This window comes from Viridibacillus sp. NPDC093762, assembly GCF_050279675.1.
GTDB lineage: Bacteria > Bacillota > Bacilli > Bacillales_A > Planococcaceae > Viridibacillus.
Window position 1 is genome coordinate 547,298 of record NZ_JBNNUK010000001.1, and the last position, 17,337, is coordinate 564,634.

At 38.0% G+C, this 17,337-nt stretch carries 18 protein-coding genes; all 18 read left to right on the forward strand.

Annotation, left to right across the window (positions count from 1 at the left end):
• Positions 1-19 precede the first annotated feature (19 nt).
• The 18 genes from recG (at position 20) to ylqF (ending at position 17,316) form a co-directional block, all read left to right on the forward strand.
• The gene (recG, locus tag ACQKM9_RS02605) at positions 20-2,014 is read left to right on the forward strand and encodes an ATP-dependent DNA helicase RecG (protein WP_427732795.1); all 1,995 of its coding nucleotides are present in this window, start codon (positions 20-22) and stop codon (positions 2,012-2,014) included.
• Between the two features lie 128 nt (positions 2,015-2,142).
• Positions 2,143-2,718 (forward strand): transcription factor FapR, encoded by a 576-nt coding sequence (gene fapR / locus ACQKM9_RS02610; RefSeq protein WP_038183987.1) that lies wholly within the window; start codon positions 2,143-2,145, stop codon positions 2,716-2,718.
• Entirely contained in the window at positions 2,719-3,705 is a 987-nt protein-coding gene (gene plsX, locus ACQKM9_RS02615) for a phosphate acyltransferase PlsX (RefSeq protein ID WP_427732384.1), read from the forward strand.
• A 2-nt stretch (positions 3,706-3,707) separates the two neighbouring features.
• The gene (gene fabD / locus ACQKM9_RS02620; RefSeq protein ID WP_427732386.1) at positions 3,708-4,670 is read left to right on the forward strand and encodes an ACP S-malonyltransferase; all 963 of its coding nucleotides are present in this window, start codon (positions 3,708-3,710) and stop codon (positions 4,668-4,670) included.
• Positions 4,651-5,397: a 3-oxoacyl-[acyl-carrier-protein] reductase gene (gene fabG / locus ACQKM9_RS02625; protein WP_427732388.1), complete on the forward strand. Its 747-nt coding sequence runs from the start codon at positions 4,651-4,653 to the stop codon at positions 5,395-5,397. Before fabD ends, fabG begins: the two co-directional genes overlap by 20 nt.
• Positions 5,398-5,455: 58 nt before the next feature.
• Positions 5,456-5,692 (forward strand): acyl carrier protein, encoded by a 237-nt coding sequence (locus ACQKM9_RS02630; RefSeq protein ID WP_038183995.1) that lies wholly within the window; start codon positions 5,456-5,458, stop codon positions 5,690-5,692.
• A 130-nt stretch (positions 5,693-5,822) separates the two neighbouring features.
• A complete protein-coding gene (gene rnc / locus ACQKM9_RS02635; RefSeq protein ID WP_370588372.1) occupies positions 5,823-6,584 on the forward strand; it encodes a ribonuclease III in 762 nt (253 codons plus the stop codon).
• 2 nt (positions 6,585-6,586) lie between these two features.
• On the forward strand, positions 6,587-10,165 hold the full coding sequence (gene smc / locus ACQKM9_RS02640; protein WP_427732390.1) for a chromosome segregation protein SMC: 3,579 nt from the start codon (positions 6,587-6,589) through the stop codon (positions 10,163-10,165).
• A 2-nt stretch (positions 10,166-10,167) separates the two neighbouring features.
• A complete protein-coding gene (gene ftsY, locus ACQKM9_RS02645; RefSeq protein WP_427732391.1) occupies positions 10,168-11,442 on the forward strand; it encodes a signal recognition particle-docking protein FtsY in 1,275 nt (424 codons plus the stop codon).
• Positions 11,443-11,609: 167 nt separating this feature from the next.
• Positions 11,610-11,945: a putative DNA-binding protein gene (locus ACQKM9_RS02650; RefSeq protein WP_427732393.1), complete on the forward strand. Its 336-nt coding sequence runs from the start codon at positions 11,610-11,612 to the stop codon at positions 11,943-11,945.
• 12 nt (positions 11,946-11,957) lie between these two features.
• Positions 11,958-13,313, forward strand: coding sequence for a signal recognition particle protein (gene ffh, locus ACQKM9_RS02655; protein WP_038184008.1), 1,356 nt, complete (start codon positions 11,958-11,960; stop codon positions 13,311-13,313).
• A gap of 105 nt (positions 13,314-13,418) precedes the next feature.
• Positions 13,419-13,691 (forward strand): 30S ribosomal protein S16, encoded by a 273-nt coding sequence (gene rpsP, locus ACQKM9_RS02660; RefSeq protein WP_038184010.1) that lies wholly within the window; start codon positions 13,419-13,421, stop codon positions 13,689-13,691.
• 14 nt (positions 13,692-13,705) lie between these two features.
• A complete protein-coding gene (locus tag ACQKM9_RS02665) occupies positions 13,706-13,939 on the forward strand; it encodes a KH domain-containing protein (protein ID WP_427732394.1) in 234 nt (77 codons plus the stop codon).
• Positions 13,940-14,048: 109 nt separating this feature from the next.
• Positions 14,049-14,564: a ribosome maturation factor RimM gene (rimM, locus tag ACQKM9_RS02670; RefSeq protein WP_193738700.1), complete on the forward strand. Its 516-nt coding sequence runs from the start codon at positions 14,049-14,051 to the stop codon at positions 14,562-14,564.
• The gene (trmD, locus tag ACQKM9_RS02675) at positions 14,564-15,295 is read left to right on the forward strand and encodes a tRNA (guanosine(37)-N1)-methyltransferase TrmD (protein WP_427732797.1); all 732 of its coding nucleotides are present in this window, start codon (positions 14,564-14,566) and stop codon (positions 15,293-15,295) included. The genes rimM and trmD overlap by 1 nt, the downstream gene beginning before the upstream one ends.
• Positions 15,296-15,420: 125 nt before the next feature.
• Positions 15,421-15,765: a 50S ribosomal protein L19 gene (gene rplS / locus ACQKM9_RS02680; protein WP_038184017.1), complete on the forward strand. Its 345-nt coding sequence runs from the start codon at positions 15,421-15,423 to the stop codon at positions 15,763-15,765.
• 108 nt (positions 15,766-15,873) lie between these two features.
• Positions 15,874-16,437 carry a signal peptidase I gene (lepB, locus tag ACQKM9_RS02685; protein WP_427732396.1) on the forward strand — a complete coding sequence of 188 codons (564 nt, stop codon included), beginning with the start codon at positions 15,874-15,876 and terminating at the stop codon, positions 16,435-16,437.
• Positions 16,438-16,455: 18 nt separating this feature from the next.
• Positions 16,456-17,316, forward strand: a complete 861-nt coding sequence (ylqF, locus tag ACQKM9_RS02690; protein ID WP_427732398.1) for a ribosome biogenesis GTPase YlqF — start codon at positions 16,456-16,458, stop codon at positions 17,314-17,316.
• Positions 17,317-17,337: the final 21 nt, after the last annotated feature.

Below are 17,337 nucleotides of genomic sequence, written 5' to 3' on the forward strand. Positions count from 1 at the left end.
AAAAGGTGTCGGAAAAGGAATGGGAGAAGCGCTTCATAGTATGGGTATTGAAACTTTCAATGACTTACTTTGGACCTTTCCTTATCGACATGAAGATTTTCGATTAAAGGATTTAGCAGAAACACCACATAATGAACGTGTTACGGTTGAAGGGCGTATTGAAAGTGAACCAGTTGCCCTCTTTTTAGGGAAAAATAAATCGCGTCTACAAGTTCAAATGCTTGTAGGGCGCCATTTAATAAAAGTCGTTTTCTTCAACCAATTATACTTAAAGAATAAAATGATACCTGGTTCTATAGCGACAGTAACGGGGAAGTGGGATCGCGGCCGTCAAGTCATTAATGGCACCCAAATTACATTTGGCCCGAAAGTAGATCATGCTGACTTTGAGCCAGTTTATAGCTTGAAGAGCGGTATGCATCAAAAAAAATTCCGTAATTATATGCGTCAAGTACTAGATGAATCGAAATTAGAAATTGTAGAATCTTTGCCTAGTCAATTAAGAACTGCATATAAATTATTACCTGTTGCAGATGCGCTAGAAGGTGTTCATTTTCCAATAGATGCAAACCATGCCAAGCAAGCAAGAAGGCGTTTCGTATATGAAGAGTTGCTGCAATTCCAATTACGAATACAGGCCTTACGAAAAATTCGCAAAGAACAAGAGCAGGGTTTATCCATTCATTATGATTTAGAGAAATTAAAAAAGTTTTTTCTAACTTTGCCATATGAATTAACGAATGCGCAAAAGCGTGTCGTCAATGAAATATGTCGAGATTTACTAGAACCTCATCGTATGAATCGTCTGTTACAAGGGGATGTTGGTTCTGGGAAAACTGTTGTAGCAGCCATTGCATTATACGCCGCTGTGACTGCGGGTTTTCAAGGTGCACTAATGGCTCCAACTGAGATTTTGGCTGAGCAACATGGAGAGTCACTTGATGAATGGCTAAGGCCATTAGGAGTGGAAGTGGCTCTTCTATCGGGCTCAACCAAAACAAAGGCTCGTCGTATACTTCTGGAACGATTAAAAAACGGTGATATTGATATTTTAATTGGAACACATGCATTAATTCAGCCAGATGTGGAATTTCATAAACTTGGTCTTGTGATTACAGATGAACAACATCGATTTGGTGTAGAACAGCGTCGTATTTTGCGTGATAAAGGAGAAAGTCCAGATGTGCTATTCATGACAGCGACACCAATTCCTCGAACTTTGTCGATTACAGCTTTCGGCGAAATGGATGTGTCAATTATTGATGAATTACCTGCTGGGCGAAAAGAAATTCAGACAAATTGGGCTAAAAAGGAACAATTTAATCAAGTGTTAACCCAAATGACAAATGAACTAGCAATGGGTCGACAAGCATATGTAATTTGTCCTTTAATCGAAGAATCGGATAAACTAGATGTGCAGAATGCAGTCGATGTTTACACACAACTGACTACATTATTCGGAGAGAAATATAAAGTCGGGCTCATGCATGGTCGCTTACCTGCAGAAGAAAAGGATGCGGTAATGCGTGAATTTAGTGAAGGGCAGTTGCATGTTCTTGTTTCAACAACTGTTGTAGAAGTTGGAGTGAATGTGCCAAATGCAACATTTATGATTGTCTATGATGCAGAACGTTTTGGTTTGGCTCAGCTCCACCAATTGCGAGGTCGTGTGGGGCGGGGTGAGCATCAATCCTATTGTGTATTATTGGCAGATCCAAAATCAGAAGATGGCAAAGAGCGGATGATTTCAATGACGGAAACAAATGACGGTTTTCGTTTAGCGGAAAAAGATTTAGAACTACGTGGACCAGGGGATTTCTTTGGTAAAAAACAAAGTGGTTTGCCTGAATTTAAAATGGCTGATCTCGTACATGATTATAGAGCGCTAGAAGTGGCGAGACAAGATGCAGAGAAGCTCCTATCAACTGAAGAATTTTGGCAAGCAGATGACTGTGAGCAGCTACGTAATATGTTAGCAGAGTCTGGTGTATTAAATGGCGATCGTATCGATTGATATGAATTATTTTTGTTGAAAAAGGAGAGAATGCGAAAAAGAGTTAAAAACAACTCTTGCATTCTCTTTTTTTAATTTATATACTGATATTAGTACCAAGTGCTAATTTTTGAAAGGTGGCGAAAAAAATGAAGTACTCTAAAAAAGAACGACAAAAATTATTGCAGCAAACAATAATCGATAATCCATTCGTCACCGATGAACAGCTAGCCAGTCAATTTAATGTGAGCGTACAAACGATTCGATTAGATCGAATGGAGTTATCGATACCAGAATTACGTGAACGAATTAAAGGTGTGGCTGCTCATAATTTTGAAAATGATGTAAAATCTTTACCAATTGATGAAGTGATTGGTGACATTATAGATATTGAATTAGACGAAAGAGCCCTTTCCATTTTTGACGTGAAAGAAGAGCATGTCTTCCAGCGTAATGGTATCGCGAGGGGGCATCATCTATTTGCTCAAGCAAATTCACTCGCTGTAGCAGTGATTGATGATGACTTAGCGCTAACTGTACATTCAGAGATCCATTTTGTGAAACCAGTACGAGCAGGTGACAGAGTAATTTCAAAAGCACTTGTCACTGGCAAGGATGACAGCAAAAGTCGAACATTTATCGAGTTAACCTCTACTGTTGAAAATGAAGTTGTTTTCGCTGGTAAGTTCGAAATGTACCGTACGAAAGGAAAAGGTGAAAAGTAAATGAAAATAGCAATTGACGGTATGGGTGGAGACAATGCACCGCAAGCCATTATCGAAGGTGTATATAGAGCGTTAGAAGCTTCTGCAGATATCGAAATCCAATTATTTGGCCAACAACAGGCAATGCAACCATATTTAAAAGAACATGAGCGCTTAACTGTGATTAATTGTGAAGAAGTAATAGAAGGTGACGACGAACCGGTTCGTGCAGTACGTCGAAAGAAAGATGCTTCAATGGTGAAAATGGCAGAAGCTGTTAAGAATGGTGAAGCAGACGCTTGCGTATCAGCAGGGAATACAGGTGCATTAATGGCCGCAGGATTATTTGTAGTAGGACGCATTAAAGGTATTGATCGACCTGCATTATCAACTACATTGCCAACTTTAGATGGTAAAGGTTTTGATATGTTAGATCTTGGATCAAATGCCGATGCAAAACCAGAGAATTTGGCTCAATTTGCAATTATGGCTAGCATTTATGCACAACAAGTACGCAATATTCAAAATCCAACAGTCGGATTATTGAATATCGGGACAGAAGATAAAAAAGGAAATGAGCTTACAAAAGCTGCTTTTGGTTTATTGCAAGAAGCGCCAATTAACTTTATCGGTAATGTTGAAGCACGTGAATTATTAAATAGTGCTGCAGATGTTGTCGTGACTGATGGGTTTACAGGTAATATGGTGTTAAAAACAATTGAAGGTACAGCTGGTAGCATCTTTTCAATGTTAAAAGGAGCATTTATGGCTTCAGGGAAAACAAAAGTTGCAGCGTTAATGATGAAGAGTAATTTAAAAGAAATTAAAACAAAAATGGACTACACAGAGTATGGTGGAGCCGCTTTATTTGGTTTAAAAGCACCAGTAGTAAAAGCACATGGTTCGTCAAATGCAAATGCTTTTGCTAGTGCTATTCGCCAAGCAAATATTATGGTTAAACACAACGTATGTGCAACGATTGATTCTACAATTTCAAAGGAGAACTAATCATGACGAAAATCGCTTTTATCTTTCCAGGACAAGGTTCACAATCAGTTGGTATGGGAGCAGAATTTGTGGCTGAGCACCAAGCGTGCAAAGCCTACTATAATAAGGCTGATGAATTATTAGGTTATTCATTATCAAAGTTAATGCTTGAAGGTCCGGCTGAAGATTTGACATTGACTTACAACGCGCAGCCTGCATTGTTAACGACAAGTGCAATGATTGCTGATAAACTGACAAAAGCAGGTATTACACCAGATTATACTGCAGGACATAGCTTAGGTGAATACACAGCGTTAGTGGCATCAGGTGTAATGTCATTCGAAGATGGCGTACAAGCCGTACATAGTCGAGGAATGTTTATGAACGAAGCAGTACCAGCAGGTGAAGGAGCTATGGCTGCTATTTTAGGATTGGACCGCGATGCGTTGAAAGCTGTGACGGATGAAGTAACAGCATTAGGAGAAGTTGTGCAGCTCGCTAACTTAAATTGCCCAGGTCAAATTGTGATTTCGGGTACAAAGGCTGGAGTAGACAAGGCGAGTGTTAAGGCGAAGGAAGCAGGAGCAAAGCGTGCACTTCCTTTAGTAGTGAGCGGGCCTTTCCATTCTGAATTAATGCGTCCAGCTGCTAGCAAATTGCAGGAGAATTTACAGCAAAAAGCAATGCAAGATGCTAAAATTCCAGTTATCTCAAATGTTACTTCTAAACCTGTAACTGAACAAACTGAAATCCAGCAACTATTAGTCGAACAATTGTACTCACCTGTATTGTGGGAAGATTCTGTTCGAAAAATGATTGACCTGGGTGTGGACGTATTTATTGAATGTGGTCCTGGAAAAGTATTAAGTGGACTTGTAAAAAAAGTAGATCGTCAAGTGAAAACGTATTGTGTATATGATGAATCAACGTTTGAACAAGTTATAGAAGCGTCGAAGGAGTGGTCTCATGAAGAAACTAGAGGGTAAAACAGCTGTTGTAACAGGTGCTTCAAGAGGAATCGGACGTGCCATAGCATTAACATTAGCAGAACAAGGTGCACGTGTTGTTGTCAATTATAGCGGTAGCCAATCTAAAGCTGAAGAAGTCGTAGCAGAAATTACTGAAAATGGTGGCGAGGCGATTGCAGTCCAAGCCAATGTAGCTGATGCTGATGAAGTAACAGCTTTAATGAAAGCTGCAACAGATATTTTTGGTAGTCTTGATATTTTAGTAAATAATGCCGGGATAACACGTGATAATCTATTAATGCGTATGAAAGAACAGGACTGGGATGACGTAATGAATACAAACCTAAAAGGTGTATTCCTATGTACGAAGGCTGTCTCACGCCAAATGATGAAACAACGCGCGGGTCGTATTATTAATGTTGCATCGATTGTTGGTGTTTCTGGTAATGCCGGTCAAGCTAACTATGTTGCGGCAAAAGCAGGTGTTATTGGTTTAACAAAAACAACTGCAAAAGAATTAGCAGCGCGTAATATTTATGTTAATGCTGTAGCACCTGGGTTTATTGCGACAGAAATGACAGATGAACTGCCTGCTGAAGTAAAAGATCAAATGCTTGGACAAATTCCATTAGCGAAGCTAGGAGATCCAAAAGACGTTGCAAAAGTTGTACTATTTTTAGCGTCGGATGATGCAAGTTATATTACAGGACAAACAATCCATGTAGATGGAGGAATGGTCATGTAATTTATGTCTATGAACAAACGGGCTTTTTATGTATAATCATTGAGGGGAGGTGACAGATTTGGCAACTGTTATAGAACGTGTAACTAAAGTTGTTGTTGACCGTTTAGGTGTCGACGAGAGCGAAGTGAAATTAGAAGCTTCTTTCCGTGATGATTTAGGTGCGGATTCACTAGATGTAGTAGAACTAGTAATGGAACTTGAAGAAGAATTCGATATGCAAATTGACGACGAGGATGCAGAGAAAATTGCAACTGTTGGAAACGCGGTATCATTCATCGAAAGCAAAATTGGCTAATTATACATTGCTAGGGGCACTTCTTTCATAATTTTGAAGGAAGTGTCTCTTTTTGCTTTTGCACATTGTAAGAGAAAAAGGTAAACTAAACAGGAGTATCAAAAGGAAGATAAGAAGGTTGATGACGATGATGAAAAAAAAGGGACTCTCACAAAAAAATGGTGCAATTTCTGAGAAAGCACGCCTCCAATTTGAGGAATTATTAAATAATTTAGGACTGCATTTTGATAATGCAAGTTTACTTTACAATGCATTTACGCATTCATCATATGTGAATGAGCATCGTCGTAAACTATTTGAAGATAACGAACGACTAGAGTTTTTAGGAGATGCTGTGTTAGAACTATCTGTCTCTAAATTTCTTTTCCTTAAATTCCCGAAAATGAGCGAAGGTGAGCTTACAAAATTGCGTGCAGCAATCGTTTGCGAACCATCATTAGTCATTTTTGCAAATGAACTAAACTTTGGGAAATACGTTCTACTAGGAAAAGGTGAAGAATTAACAGGTGGTCGGGAACGTCCAGCCCTTCTTGCAGACTGTTTTGAAGCATTTGTTGGTGCACTATATTTAGACCAAGGATTAGAAACAGTCGTTGGATTTTTAGAACGCGTCGTTTATCCAAAAGTAGAAATCGGTGCTTTTTCGCATGTGATGGATTTTAAAAGTCAGCTACAAGAAATGGTGCAACAAGCCAATTCTGGTGTGCTCCAATATGAGATTATTAATGAAAACGGACCAGCACATAATCGTACATTCGTGTCACATGTATTATTGAATGAACGCGAATTAGGCGTTGGTCACGGAAAATCGAAGAAAGAAGCTGAACAAAGAGCTGCTCAAAGTGCAATGATTGAATTGCAAAAACAGTCAGCTGACAATCAGGAGGTATAATTTTGTTTCTTAAACGGCTTGAAGTGATTGGTTTTAAATCTTTCGCCGATCGTATTGGTATTGACTTTGTACCGGGAGTTACTGCTGTCGTTGGTCCAAATGGCAGTGGAAAAAGTAACGTAACGGATGCAATTCGATGGGTACTCGGAGAACAATCCGCAAAATCTCTTCGTGGTGCAAAAATGGAAGATGTCATTTTTGCTGGAAGTGACTCGCGCAAACCGCTTAACTTTGCAGAAGTATCATTGATATTAGACAACGAGGATGAACGATTACCAATCCCGTATAACGAAGTAAGTGTCACTCGTCGAGTATACCGCTCGGGCGATAGCGAATATCTATTAAACAAACAACAATGTAGATTAAAAGATATAACGGATTTGTTCTTAGACTCTGGTCTAGGAAAAGAAGCTTTCTCGATTATTTCACAAGGTCGAGTAGATGAAATATTAAACAGTCGTCCGGATGATAGACGCTCTATTTTCGAAGAAGCTGCCGGTGTATTGAAATATAAGCAACGTAAGAAAAAAGCTGAGCATAAATTATTTGAAACAGAGGATAACTTACATCGAGTGCTTGATATATTGCACGAATTAGACAATCGTATCGAGCCTTTGAAAATACAAGCGTCTGCTGCTGCAGATTATTTAAAGATGTCCAAAGAATTAAAGGACATTGATATTGCGGTTATCGTCCATGATTTAAGTGTGTTGCAACAAACACTTGAAACAATTATGCAGGATAAAAAGCAATTTACGGTGACTGAGCAAGAACATATACACAATATGGAAAATAAAGAGTCACAAGTAGCTTCTATTCGAAAACAAATTACTAAGCTAGATAATTTACTAGACCAATCGCAACATCAGCTTGTGGAAGCAAGTTCAGAAGTTGAGAGGTGGGAGGGGCGTAAAGTATTAATGGCTGAAAAACGCCATAATGCCAGTGCGCAACTAGAAAAATTACAACAATCACTTGAAAAAGCCCAAATCGCTGAGCGAGAGTGGCACTTACAACAAGTAGATAAACAAGAACAATTAAAGATAAGACAAAATACGTTTCAATTATTGAAAAAAAGTGTGAAACAGCTAGAAGATAACTTAAATCGTTCATCAACGGACATCGAAAAAGATATCGAAAACTGGAAAAACACTTATATTGATCGTCTCAATGAGGAAGCAACGGTTAAAAATGAATACAAAAATATTACACAACAGCTAGAACAACAAGAACAAGCTTCGTTCAAAATCACTAACCAATCGTCAGAAATGGCAGAGGAATTAGCTCAGTTAACGAAGGAACAACAGGTTGTTGAAAGTAAATTAAACGATGTGAAGCAACAGCTAGAAGAAAAACTGGCTGCTTATTCAGCTTGTCAATCAGAGCTAGCGAGTGCGACGAAACAATTTGAAAGTAAACAAGATTTGCTGTTTAAAGGCTATCAACATTTACAACAATTAAAGTCTCGAAAAGAAACTTTGGAAGAACTTGAGGCAGACTTCTCAGGCTTTTTCCATGGTGTAAAAGAGATTTTAGTGGCTAGAGAAAATAAAAAACTTTCTGGAATTCACGGTGCTGTTGCAGAGTTAATTCAAGTAAGTGGAGAATATACAAAAGCACTTGAAACAGCATTAGGTGCAGCTTCTCAACATATTGTGACTGAAACACAGCAGGATGCTCAAAAAGCAATTGCATGGCTAAAAGAAAAAAGAGCAGGTCGTGCAACGTTTTTACCGAAAAATGTTATGAAATCACGAAAAATATCACTTGATGCACTTGGAGCAGCTGCAACTCATCCATCGTTTATTAATACAGCAGATGAGTTAGCGACATTTGACCCTACCTTTAAAACGATTGCAGAAAATTTATTGGGTAATGTATTAGTTGCAAAAGATTTACAGAGTGCAACACAAATCGCCAAATCATGCAATTATCGTTATCGTGTAGTAACGTTAGATGGGGACATAGTAAATGCCGGCGGTTCTCTAACGGGTGGTTCTACTAAACAACAAACATCGTTATTTACTCGTAAAGCTGAACTTGAAGACTTAACTGGTCAGCTTGTTCAAATGCAACAAACAATTGAACAAGCTGAAAAAGTTGTTGCAGAGCAGAAAAACTTTGTTTCTGCTAAAACGCTTCTTCTAGAGGACTTACGTAAGCAAGGTGAAGTGTTACGTGATGAAGAATTTGAACTAAGTGGGCATTTCCGTGAATTAGAAGCAACGACAAAACGACTTGCCTTACGCGTTACTTTAGTAGCTACTGAAAAAGAAGATGCCACCGATCGCTCTTCAAACTTACAAGAAAATCAGGTTTCTGCTAAAAAACGTTTGCAAGAGTTAACGGAAGAACTTTCAGAAATTAATACGACAATAGAACAATTAAACGTACTTAAAGTACAGAGTGAAACAGCTCAAGATGCATTGAAAGAACAATATGCAGAGAAGCGTTCAGAGCTTGCTGTAATTCAAGAACAGGTAACGCAACTAAAACAAGCTTCTGAAGAAGTAACCGTCCAATACGACAAGGCGAAGTTGGAAGTCAATAACATTAGTCAAGAAATCAAATGGCTAACGAATGACGAAAGTCGAAATGGACCGTCTGATGAAGAAATAACTGCAAACATTACTACTTGGCAATTGAAAAAGACGGACCTAATTTCGACCATTGCTACAAGTAAGGAAGAAAGAACGCAGCTACAAGTTACTTTGGATAGCTGTGAAGTGGAACTGAAGGAATTACAACGAGTGCATAAAGGTTTATTAGACGGCTTGCGCAATTATGAGGTAAAACTGTCTCAACTGGAGTTTTCTAAGCAAGCTTTACTAGACCAACTTGCTGAAGACTATGAGTTTTCTTTAGACGAAGCCATACGGGAAGTAAATGAAGATATAGATGTTGAGATATCAAGAAGAAAAGTAAAATTATTAAAACAATCTATTATAGAATTAGGTCCCGTTAACTTAAATGCAATTGAAGAATTCGAAACAGTTTCAGAACGACATACTTTTTTAACGGAGCAAAGATCAGATCTCATGGAAGCAAAAGAAACATTACATGAAGCAATTCGTGAAATGGATGAAGAAATGTCAACACGCTTTAATGAAACATTCTTGAAAATCCGTGAACACTTCCAAATTGTTTTCCGAGAATTATTTGGTGGCGGGCATGCAGATTTACAACTAGTTGAGCCTGACGATATACTTGAAACAGGGATTGAAATTGTCGCTCAACCACCAGGTAAGAAATTACAAAGTTTAAGCTTACTATCAGGTGGAGAACGTGCTTTAACGGCAATTGCATTACTGTTTTCTATTCTAAAAACGCGCCCTGTACCATTCTGTATACTAGATGAAGTAGAAGCTGCTCTTGATGAATCGAATGTTACTCGTTATAGTCAGTATTTGAAAAAATTTAGCCAAGAAACACAATTCATCGTTATCACACATCGTAAAGGTACGATGGAAGGTGCGGATGTATTGTACGGTATTACGATGCAAGAATCAGGTGTATCGAAACTAGTATCAGTGAAATTAGAACAAGAAGAACCTGTTCTAGTAGGACAAAGGAGCGAATAACAATGAGCTTTTTAAAGCGTATGAAAGAAAAACTAATGGGCGCGAAGCCTGAAGAGCTTGAAGTACAATCGGTAGAGACGATCGTTGAAAAACAGGTTGACGATGTAATAGAACCTACAGAGCGAGAAGTAGCTGATCAAACTGTAGTTAATCCAGAAGTTGGAGAAGAACCTATAGTATCTGAACAAGCTCATCAAGAGGGGGAATCACAACCTAAAGAAGAAATCGTTGTTGAAGACCCCACTACTGAAGTTGTAAAAGTGGAAGAATCTCAAGAAGAGAAAAAATCAAAATGGGGATTCTCAGCATTTTCTATTACAGAAAAATTCAAAGCGGGTTTAGAGAAAACACGTGATTCATTTACATCGAAAGTGAACGATTTAGTAGCTCGTTACCGTACAGTAGATGAAGATTTCTTTGAAGAATTGGAAGACTTATTACTACAAGCGGACGTTGGTTTTGAAACTGTAATGGAGCTAATGGATAAATTACGCTTTGAAGTTCAACGTCAAAATATTAAAGATACGAGCGGTATCCAATCAATTATTTCAGAAAAGCTTGTTGAAATTTACGAATCTAGTGATGAAGAGTCAATCGAGTTAAATATTCAAGATGGTGAATTAACAGTTATTCTTTTTGTTGGTGTTAACGGTGTTGGTAAAACAACAACAATTGGGAAATTAGCGCATCGCTTAAAACAAGAAGGGAAATCAGTAATACTTGCAGCAGGTGATACATTCCGTGCAGGTGCGATTGATCAACTTCAAGTTTGGGGAGACCGTGTTGGTGTGGAAGTTATTAAGCAAGCAGAAGGGTCTGACCCTGCTGCAGTAATGTATGATGCCATTCGTGCAGCCAAAACCCGTGGAGCGGATGTACTTATTTGTGATACAGCTGGACGTCTGCAAAATAAAGTTAATCTAATGAACGAATTAGAAAAGGTACATCGTGTAATTTCCCGGGAAATTCCGAATGCTCCGCATGAAGTTTTATTAGCTTTAGATGCAACTACTGGTCAAAATGCACTAGTGCAGGCGCAGACATTTAAAGAAGCAACAAACGTGACAGGTATTGTATTAACGAAACTAGATGGTACTGCAAAAGGTGGTATTGTACTTGCAATTCGTAACAAATTGCATATTCCGGTAAAGTTTGTTGGTTTAGGTGAGAAAATGGACGATTTACAACCGTTTGATACAGAACGTTATGTATACGGCTTATTTGCTGACGCACTTGATCAACAGCTAGCAAAAGAAGAGGAATTAAACGAGCAATAATTAAATAAATGAACTATGCATAGCTTTTTAGCTATGCATTTTTCGTCTATGTATATTAGGGGTTATATGAGGATTAATATGTAATTAGACAAGTATATTTACTTGACAGAAATCCGATTATTCCTTATGATACTAAAAGAATGTGTAAAATAGGGGAGAGATTACTTATGCTACTTGAAAAAACGACACGCATGAACTTTCTCTTCGACTTTTATCAAGCATTGTTGACTGATAAACAACGTAGCTATATGCAACTTTATTATTTAGATGACCATTCTCTTGGTGAAATTGCTGAAGCTTATGGAGTATCGCGTCAAGCAGTTTACGATAATATTCGTAGAACAGAAGCGATGCTTGAAGAATATGAAGACAAACTTCGATTATTCGAGAAATTTCAAAACAGACAACAAATAATTGCAGAGCTATCAAAAAAAACTACTGACAATAGTGCCTCGCAAACTGTGTGGCTAGAACTTATTGAACAGTTAAAGCAATGGGATTAGGAGGCGGCATGCATGGCATTTGAAGGATTAGCGGAGCGACTCCAAGGTACGATTTCGAAGATTAAAGGCAAAGGGAAAGTGACGGAACAAGACGTTAAAGAAATGATGCGTGAAGTCCGTTTTGCCTTAATAGAAGCGGACGTTAACTTAAAAGTTGTAAAATCTTTTATTAAGCGCGTTAGTGAACGAGCAATCGGTCAAGACGTCATGAAAAGTCTAACACCCGGTCAACAAGTTATTAAAATCGTAAAAGACGAACTGACAGAATTAATGGGTGGCGAACAAAGTCCTATTAAGTTCTCTCAAAAACCACCAACTGTTATTTTAATGGTAGGTTTACAAGGTGCCGGTAAAACAACAACTACTGGTAAACTTGCTAATGTTTTGCGCAAAAAGTACAATCGTAAACCATTACTTGTAGCGGCGGATGTCTACCGTCCAGCAGCGATTAAGCAATTGCAAACATTAGGTGATCAGCTATCTTTGCCGGTGTTTGCTCTTGGTACGGAAGTATCTCCTGTGGATATTGTCCGTCAAGCGCTGGAACATGCAAAGGAAGAGCATCATGATGTTGTATTAATCGATACGGCAGGTCGTCTTCATATTGATGAAAACTTAATGCAAGAATTGAAAGACATTCGTGCATTAAGAGAACCAGATGAAGTCTTTTTAGTTGTCGATTCTATGACAGGTCAAGATGCTGTTAATGTAGCTAATAGCTTCAATGAAGCAGTAGGTATTACGGGTGTAGTTCTAACGAAGTTAGATGGGGATACACGTGGTGGTGCGGCTTTATCAATCCGCTCTGTTACAGAAAAACCAATTAAATTCGTCGGTATGGGTGAGAAAATGGATGCTTTAGAGCCATTCCATCCAGAACGTATGGCTTCACGTATTCTTGGTATGGGCGACATGATGTCCTTAATTGAGAAAGCGCAAGCAAACGTTGACGAAGAAAAAGCAAGAGAAATGGAAGAAAAGTTCAGAACACAGAGCTTTACTTTCGATGATTTCTTAGATCAAATGAGCCAAGTGAAAAAAATGGGACCTTTGGATGAGATTCTAAAAATGCTTCCAGGTGCCAATAAAATTAAAGGCTTAGAAAATGCGAAAATCGATGATAAACAAATTGGTCATATAGAGGCCATTATTCTCTCGATGACCCCAGCTGAAAAAACGAATCCTGAGATCATCAACTCGAGTCGTAAAAAACGAATTGCAAAAGGTTCAGGTTGTTCTGTTCAAGAAATAAACCGACTTTTAAAACAATTTGAAGATATGAAGAAAATGATGAAACAAATGACGGGTATGACGCAAAAAGGGAAGAAAAAAATGAAACTTCCTGGTTTGGATTCACTGTTTAAATAATTTTTTAAACTAAAAATTAGTGTGTTAAGAAAAAACACTTTACAAACAATCCAAAGCTTGCTATTATACTATCTTGTGTGAAACTATTCGGAGGTGCAATTAAAAATGGCAGTAAAAATTCGCTTAAAACGTATCGGGGCAAAAAAGGCTCCTTTCTATCGTATTGTAGTAGCAGACGCTCGCGCACCACGCGACGGCCGCTCAATTGAAACAATTGGTACATTCAATCCTTTAACTACTCCAGAAGAAGTTAAGATTGATGAAGAAAAAGCATTAGCATGGTTAGCAAATGGTGCAAAACCATCTGATACAGTACGCAACTTGTTCTCATCACAAGGCATTATGGAAAAATTCCATAATTCAAAAATCAGTAAATAATCGGAGGTGACAGCATGAAGCAGCTGATTGAAACAATCGTTAAACCTTTAGTCGATTATCCAGAAGAAGTTCGTATTACAACCGAGGAGAGTCCGAATCGAATTGTATATAAACTTTCTGTTCACCCTAGTGATATGGGAAAAGTAATTGGTAAACAGGGCCGTGTTGCAAAAGCGATGCGTACAATTGTTTATTCAGCAGCGGGCAGTCATCATAAGAAGAAGACATATGTCGATATTCTAGATTAGTCAAAAAGGGGGGAGCTTTAGTTCCTTCCTTTTTTGTTACGATTAAAATTAAATTAATCCTCTAATAATGTATTGAGGATGTTCACATATTTATTAAGAGGTGATTTAGATGGAATGGTATAACGTAGGTAAAATCGTTAATACACATGGTATAAGAGGTGAGGTGCGTGTTATCTCACAAACAGACTTCCCTGAAGAACGCTATGTAGTAGGAGAACAAATTGCACTGTTTAAAAAAGATTCTAAAAAACCATTACGACTAACAATCGCATCGGCCCGTGCTCACAAAAACTTCATTCTACTATCGTTTGAAGGATATCCAAATATAAATGATGTAGAAGACTTCCGTGACGGTATTTTAAAAGTGTCAGAAAAGCAACTAAGTGAATTAGCAGATGATGAATACTATTACCATGAAATCATTGGCTGTACTGTTTTTGATGAAGAGGGTACAGAAATTGGACAAGTAAAAGAGATTTTCGAAACCGGTGCTAATGATGTCTGGACTCTAAAAGGAGTTAATGGTAAGGATCAATATATTCCGGTAATAGACGATGTCATTAAAGAAATCGATGTTGACGAGAAGAAGATCATCATTCATGTGATGGATGGTTTGTTATCATGATGAATATCCACGTACTATCGCTATTCCCGAATATGTTTGAAGGCGTATTTGGTTCTTCTATTTTAAAAAAAGCTCAAGAAAAAGGGGCTGTTACGTTAGGTGTAACAGATTTCCGTGAATTTTCGATTAACAAACACAACCAAGTAGATGATTATCCGTACGGTGGTGGAGCTGGTATGGTATTAAAGCCAGAACCCCTTTTTAACGCCGTAGAAGCGCTTGTAAGCGAAGGTAAAAAGCCACGTATCATTTTGATGTGTCCACAAGGAGAACGCTATACACAAGCTAAAGCAGAGGAATTAGCGCAAGAAGAAGACTTAATCTTCCTTTGTGGTCATTATGAAGGTTATGATGAGCGAATTCGTCAGTATCTTGTAACGGATGAAATTTCTATTGGGGATTATGTCTTAACGGGTGGTGAGCTGGGAGCAATGACAGTGATTGACAGTGTCGTTCGCCTGTTACCTGGAGTTTTAGGCAATAATGATTCGCCAGTATTAGATTCTTTTTCAACTGGTTTACTAGAGCACCCACATTACACTCGTCCTGCTGAATTCCGTGGTATGAAAGTGCCAGACGTTTTATTGTCTGGTAATCATGCGAAAATTGACGAATGGCGTGAGCAACAATCTATAAAAAGAACATTTGAGAGACGCCCGGATCTGCTAGATAAAATGGAGTTAAATCCGAAGCAACAAAAGCACTTGAATTTATTAAAATCGGGTAAATAATTATTGCATAGTATCACAGTATATGATAATATTAAAAATGCATTTCTATGAGAAATGCCGAATTACGGTGTTCCGCTGTATCATCAAGAGGAGTTACAAGAACATCTGTCTAAGGAGAGAAAATAATGTCAAACATCATTACAGAAATCACTAAAGAACAACTTCGCACAGACATTCCTGCGTTCCGCGCTGGAGATACTGTAAAAATCGACGTTAAAGTAGTCGAAGGAACTCGCGAACGTATCCAAGTATACGAAGGAGTAGTTATTAAACGTCGTGGTGGCGGTATTAGCGAAACTTTCACTGTTCGTAAAATTTCTTACGGCGTAGGTGTTGAGCGTACGTTCCCAGTTAACACTCCAAAAATCGCTAACTTACAAGTAGTACGTCGCGGTAAAGTACGTCGCGCTAAACTATACTACCTACGTAACTTACGCGGTAAAGCGGCTCGTATTAAAGAAATTCGATAATACATTTTTTTGCCGAAGAGAGAGCTTGTATTACAAGCTCTCTTTCTTTTTGCTTGAAATGACAAATCCTTGTACAATAAGAACAGAATAGTCAAGGGGGACATCGAAATGGAAAAAACAAAAAAAGAGAAAAATGAGTTATGGGAATGGACAAAGGCATTAGTAATTGCTTTTGCATTAGCTGCAATTATTCGTTATTTTTTATTCACGCCGATTGTAGTAGATGGCGAGTCTATGATGCCAACCCTTGAAAATGGCGACCGCATGATTGTAAATAAGATTGGCTATAAAATTGGTGACTTGCACCGATTTGATATAGTTGTATTCCACGCACCGGAAAAGAAAGATTATATTAAACGTATTATTGGTTTACCAGGAGATCAGCTAGAATATAAAAATGATCAGCTTTATATCAATGGCAAGGCAATTGCTGAGCCTTACTTACAACAATATAAAGATGAAATTACAGATGAAGGTACATTAACTGAAGACTTTACACTTGCGGATATCGAACAACTGGATAAAATCCCAGATGGTTATGTTTTTGTAATGGGAGATAATCGTCGTTATAGTAAAGATAGTCGTCATATAGGGATTGTAAAAATAGATGATATTATCGGTAAAACAAGTATTGTTTTTTGGCCTTTTGATCAAATTGGTACCGTGAAATAACGAACAGGAGTGAATCACATGACCATTCAATGGTTTCCGGGACATATGGCGAAGGCTCGTCGTGAAGTAACCGAAAAACTGAAATTGGTTGATATTATTTTTGAATTGATTGATGCGCGCTTGCCATTATCTTCAAGAAATCCAATGCTAGATGAAGTAATACATCAAAAAACGCGTTTACTAATTTTGAACAAAGCAGATATGGCTGATGAAATTCAGACGCGTAAATGGATAGATTATTTTCAATCAAAAGGGCACCGTGCTGTAGCTATTAATTCATTAGATGGAAAAGGCCTTAACAAAGTAACGAAGGCAGCACAAGAGTTATTAAAAGAGAAATGGGATCGTATGCGTTCGAAAGGTATGAAACCTCGTGCAATTCGTGCGATGATTGTTGGTATACCAAACGTTGGCAAGTCGACATTAATTAATCGACTTGCTAAAAAGAATATTGCTAAAACAGGAAATACACCTGGAGTAACTAAATCACAACAGTGGATCAAATTTGGTAAAGAGCTTGAACTGTTAGATACACCCGGAATTTTGTGGCCGAAATTTGAAGATCAAGAGGTAGGTTATAAACTTGCTTTAACAGGGGCTATTAAGGATACCATTACAAACATGGATGATTTAGCAGTATACGGATTAAACTTTTTGAGTAACCACTATAAAGGCCGTATGGAAGAACGTTATAAATTAACTGAAGTCAGTGAAAACCTTGAAGAGACATATAATCATATTGGTCAATTACGTCGAGTTTTCGCTACTGGTGGTGAAATTGACTACGATCAAGTTGCAGAGCTAATTGTAAGAGATATACGTAACCAGCAATTAGGTAAGCTAACATTTGACTTTGTAGAAGACATAATCGAAGAATAAAAACTAACCTTTTTTACCTTA

Bases quoted from the DNA above. Each gene is read 5' to 3' on its own strand.
- rnc (WP_370588372.1), top strand. From the start codon at position 5,823: ATGAAAAAAAAGGGACTCTCACAAAAAAATGGTGCAATTTCTGAGAAA.
- lepB (WP_427732396.1), top strand. From the start codon at position 15,874: ATGGAAAAAACAAAAAAAGAGAAAAATGAGTTATGGGAATGGACAAAG.
- plsX (WP_427732384.1), top strand. From the start codon at position 2,719: ATGAAAATAGCAATTGACGGTATGGGTGGAGACAATGCACCGCAAGCC.
- ylqF (WP_427732398.1), top strand. From the start codon at position 16,456: ATGACCATTCAATGGTTTCCGGGACATATGGCGAAGGCTCGTCGTGAA.
- ACQKM9_RS02650 (WP_427732393.1), top strand. From the start codon at position 11,610: ATGCTACTTGAAAAAACGACACGCATGAACTTTCTCTTCGACTTTTAT.
- rplS (WP_038184017.1), top strand. From the start codon at position 15,421: ATGTCAAACATCATTACAGAAATCACTAAAGAACAACTTCGCACAGAC.
- ffh (WP_038184008.1), top strand. From the start codon at position 11,958: ATGGCATTTGAAGGATTAGCGGAGCGACTCCAAGGTACGATTTCGAAG.
- rpsP (WP_038184010.1), top strand. From the start codon at position 13,419: ATGGCAGTAAAAATTCGCTTAAAACGTATCGGGGCAAAAAAGGCTCCT.
- ftsY (WP_427732391.1), top strand. From the start codon at position 10,168: ATGAGCTTTTTAAAGCGTATGAAAGAAAAACTAATGGGCGCGAAGCCT.
- fapR (WP_038183987.1), top strand. From the start codon at position 2,143: ATGAAGTACTCTAAAAAAGAACGACAAAAATTATTGCAGCAAACAATA.
- rimM (WP_193738700.1), top strand. From the start codon at position 14,049: ATGGAATGGTATAACGTAGGTAAAATCGTTAATACACATGGTATAAGA.
- fabG (WP_427732388.1), top strand. From the start codon at position 4,651: ATGAAGAAACTAGAGGGTAAAACAGCTGTTGTAACAGGTGCTTCAAGA.
- recG (WP_427732795.1), top strand. From the start codon at position 20: ATGGGAGAAGCGCTTCATAGTATGGGTATTGAAACTTTCAATGACTTA.
- fabD (WP_427732386.1), top strand. From the start codon at position 3,708: ATGACGAAAATCGCTTTTATCTTTCCAGGACAAGGTTCACAATCAGTT.
- trmD (WP_427732797.1), top strand. From the start codon at position 14,564: ATGAATATCCACGTACTATCGCTATTCCCGAATATGTTTGAAGGCGTA.
- ACQKM9_RS02665 (WP_427732394.1), top strand. From the start codon at position 13,706: ATGAAGCAGCTGATTGAAACAATCGTTAAACCTTTAGTCGATTATCCA.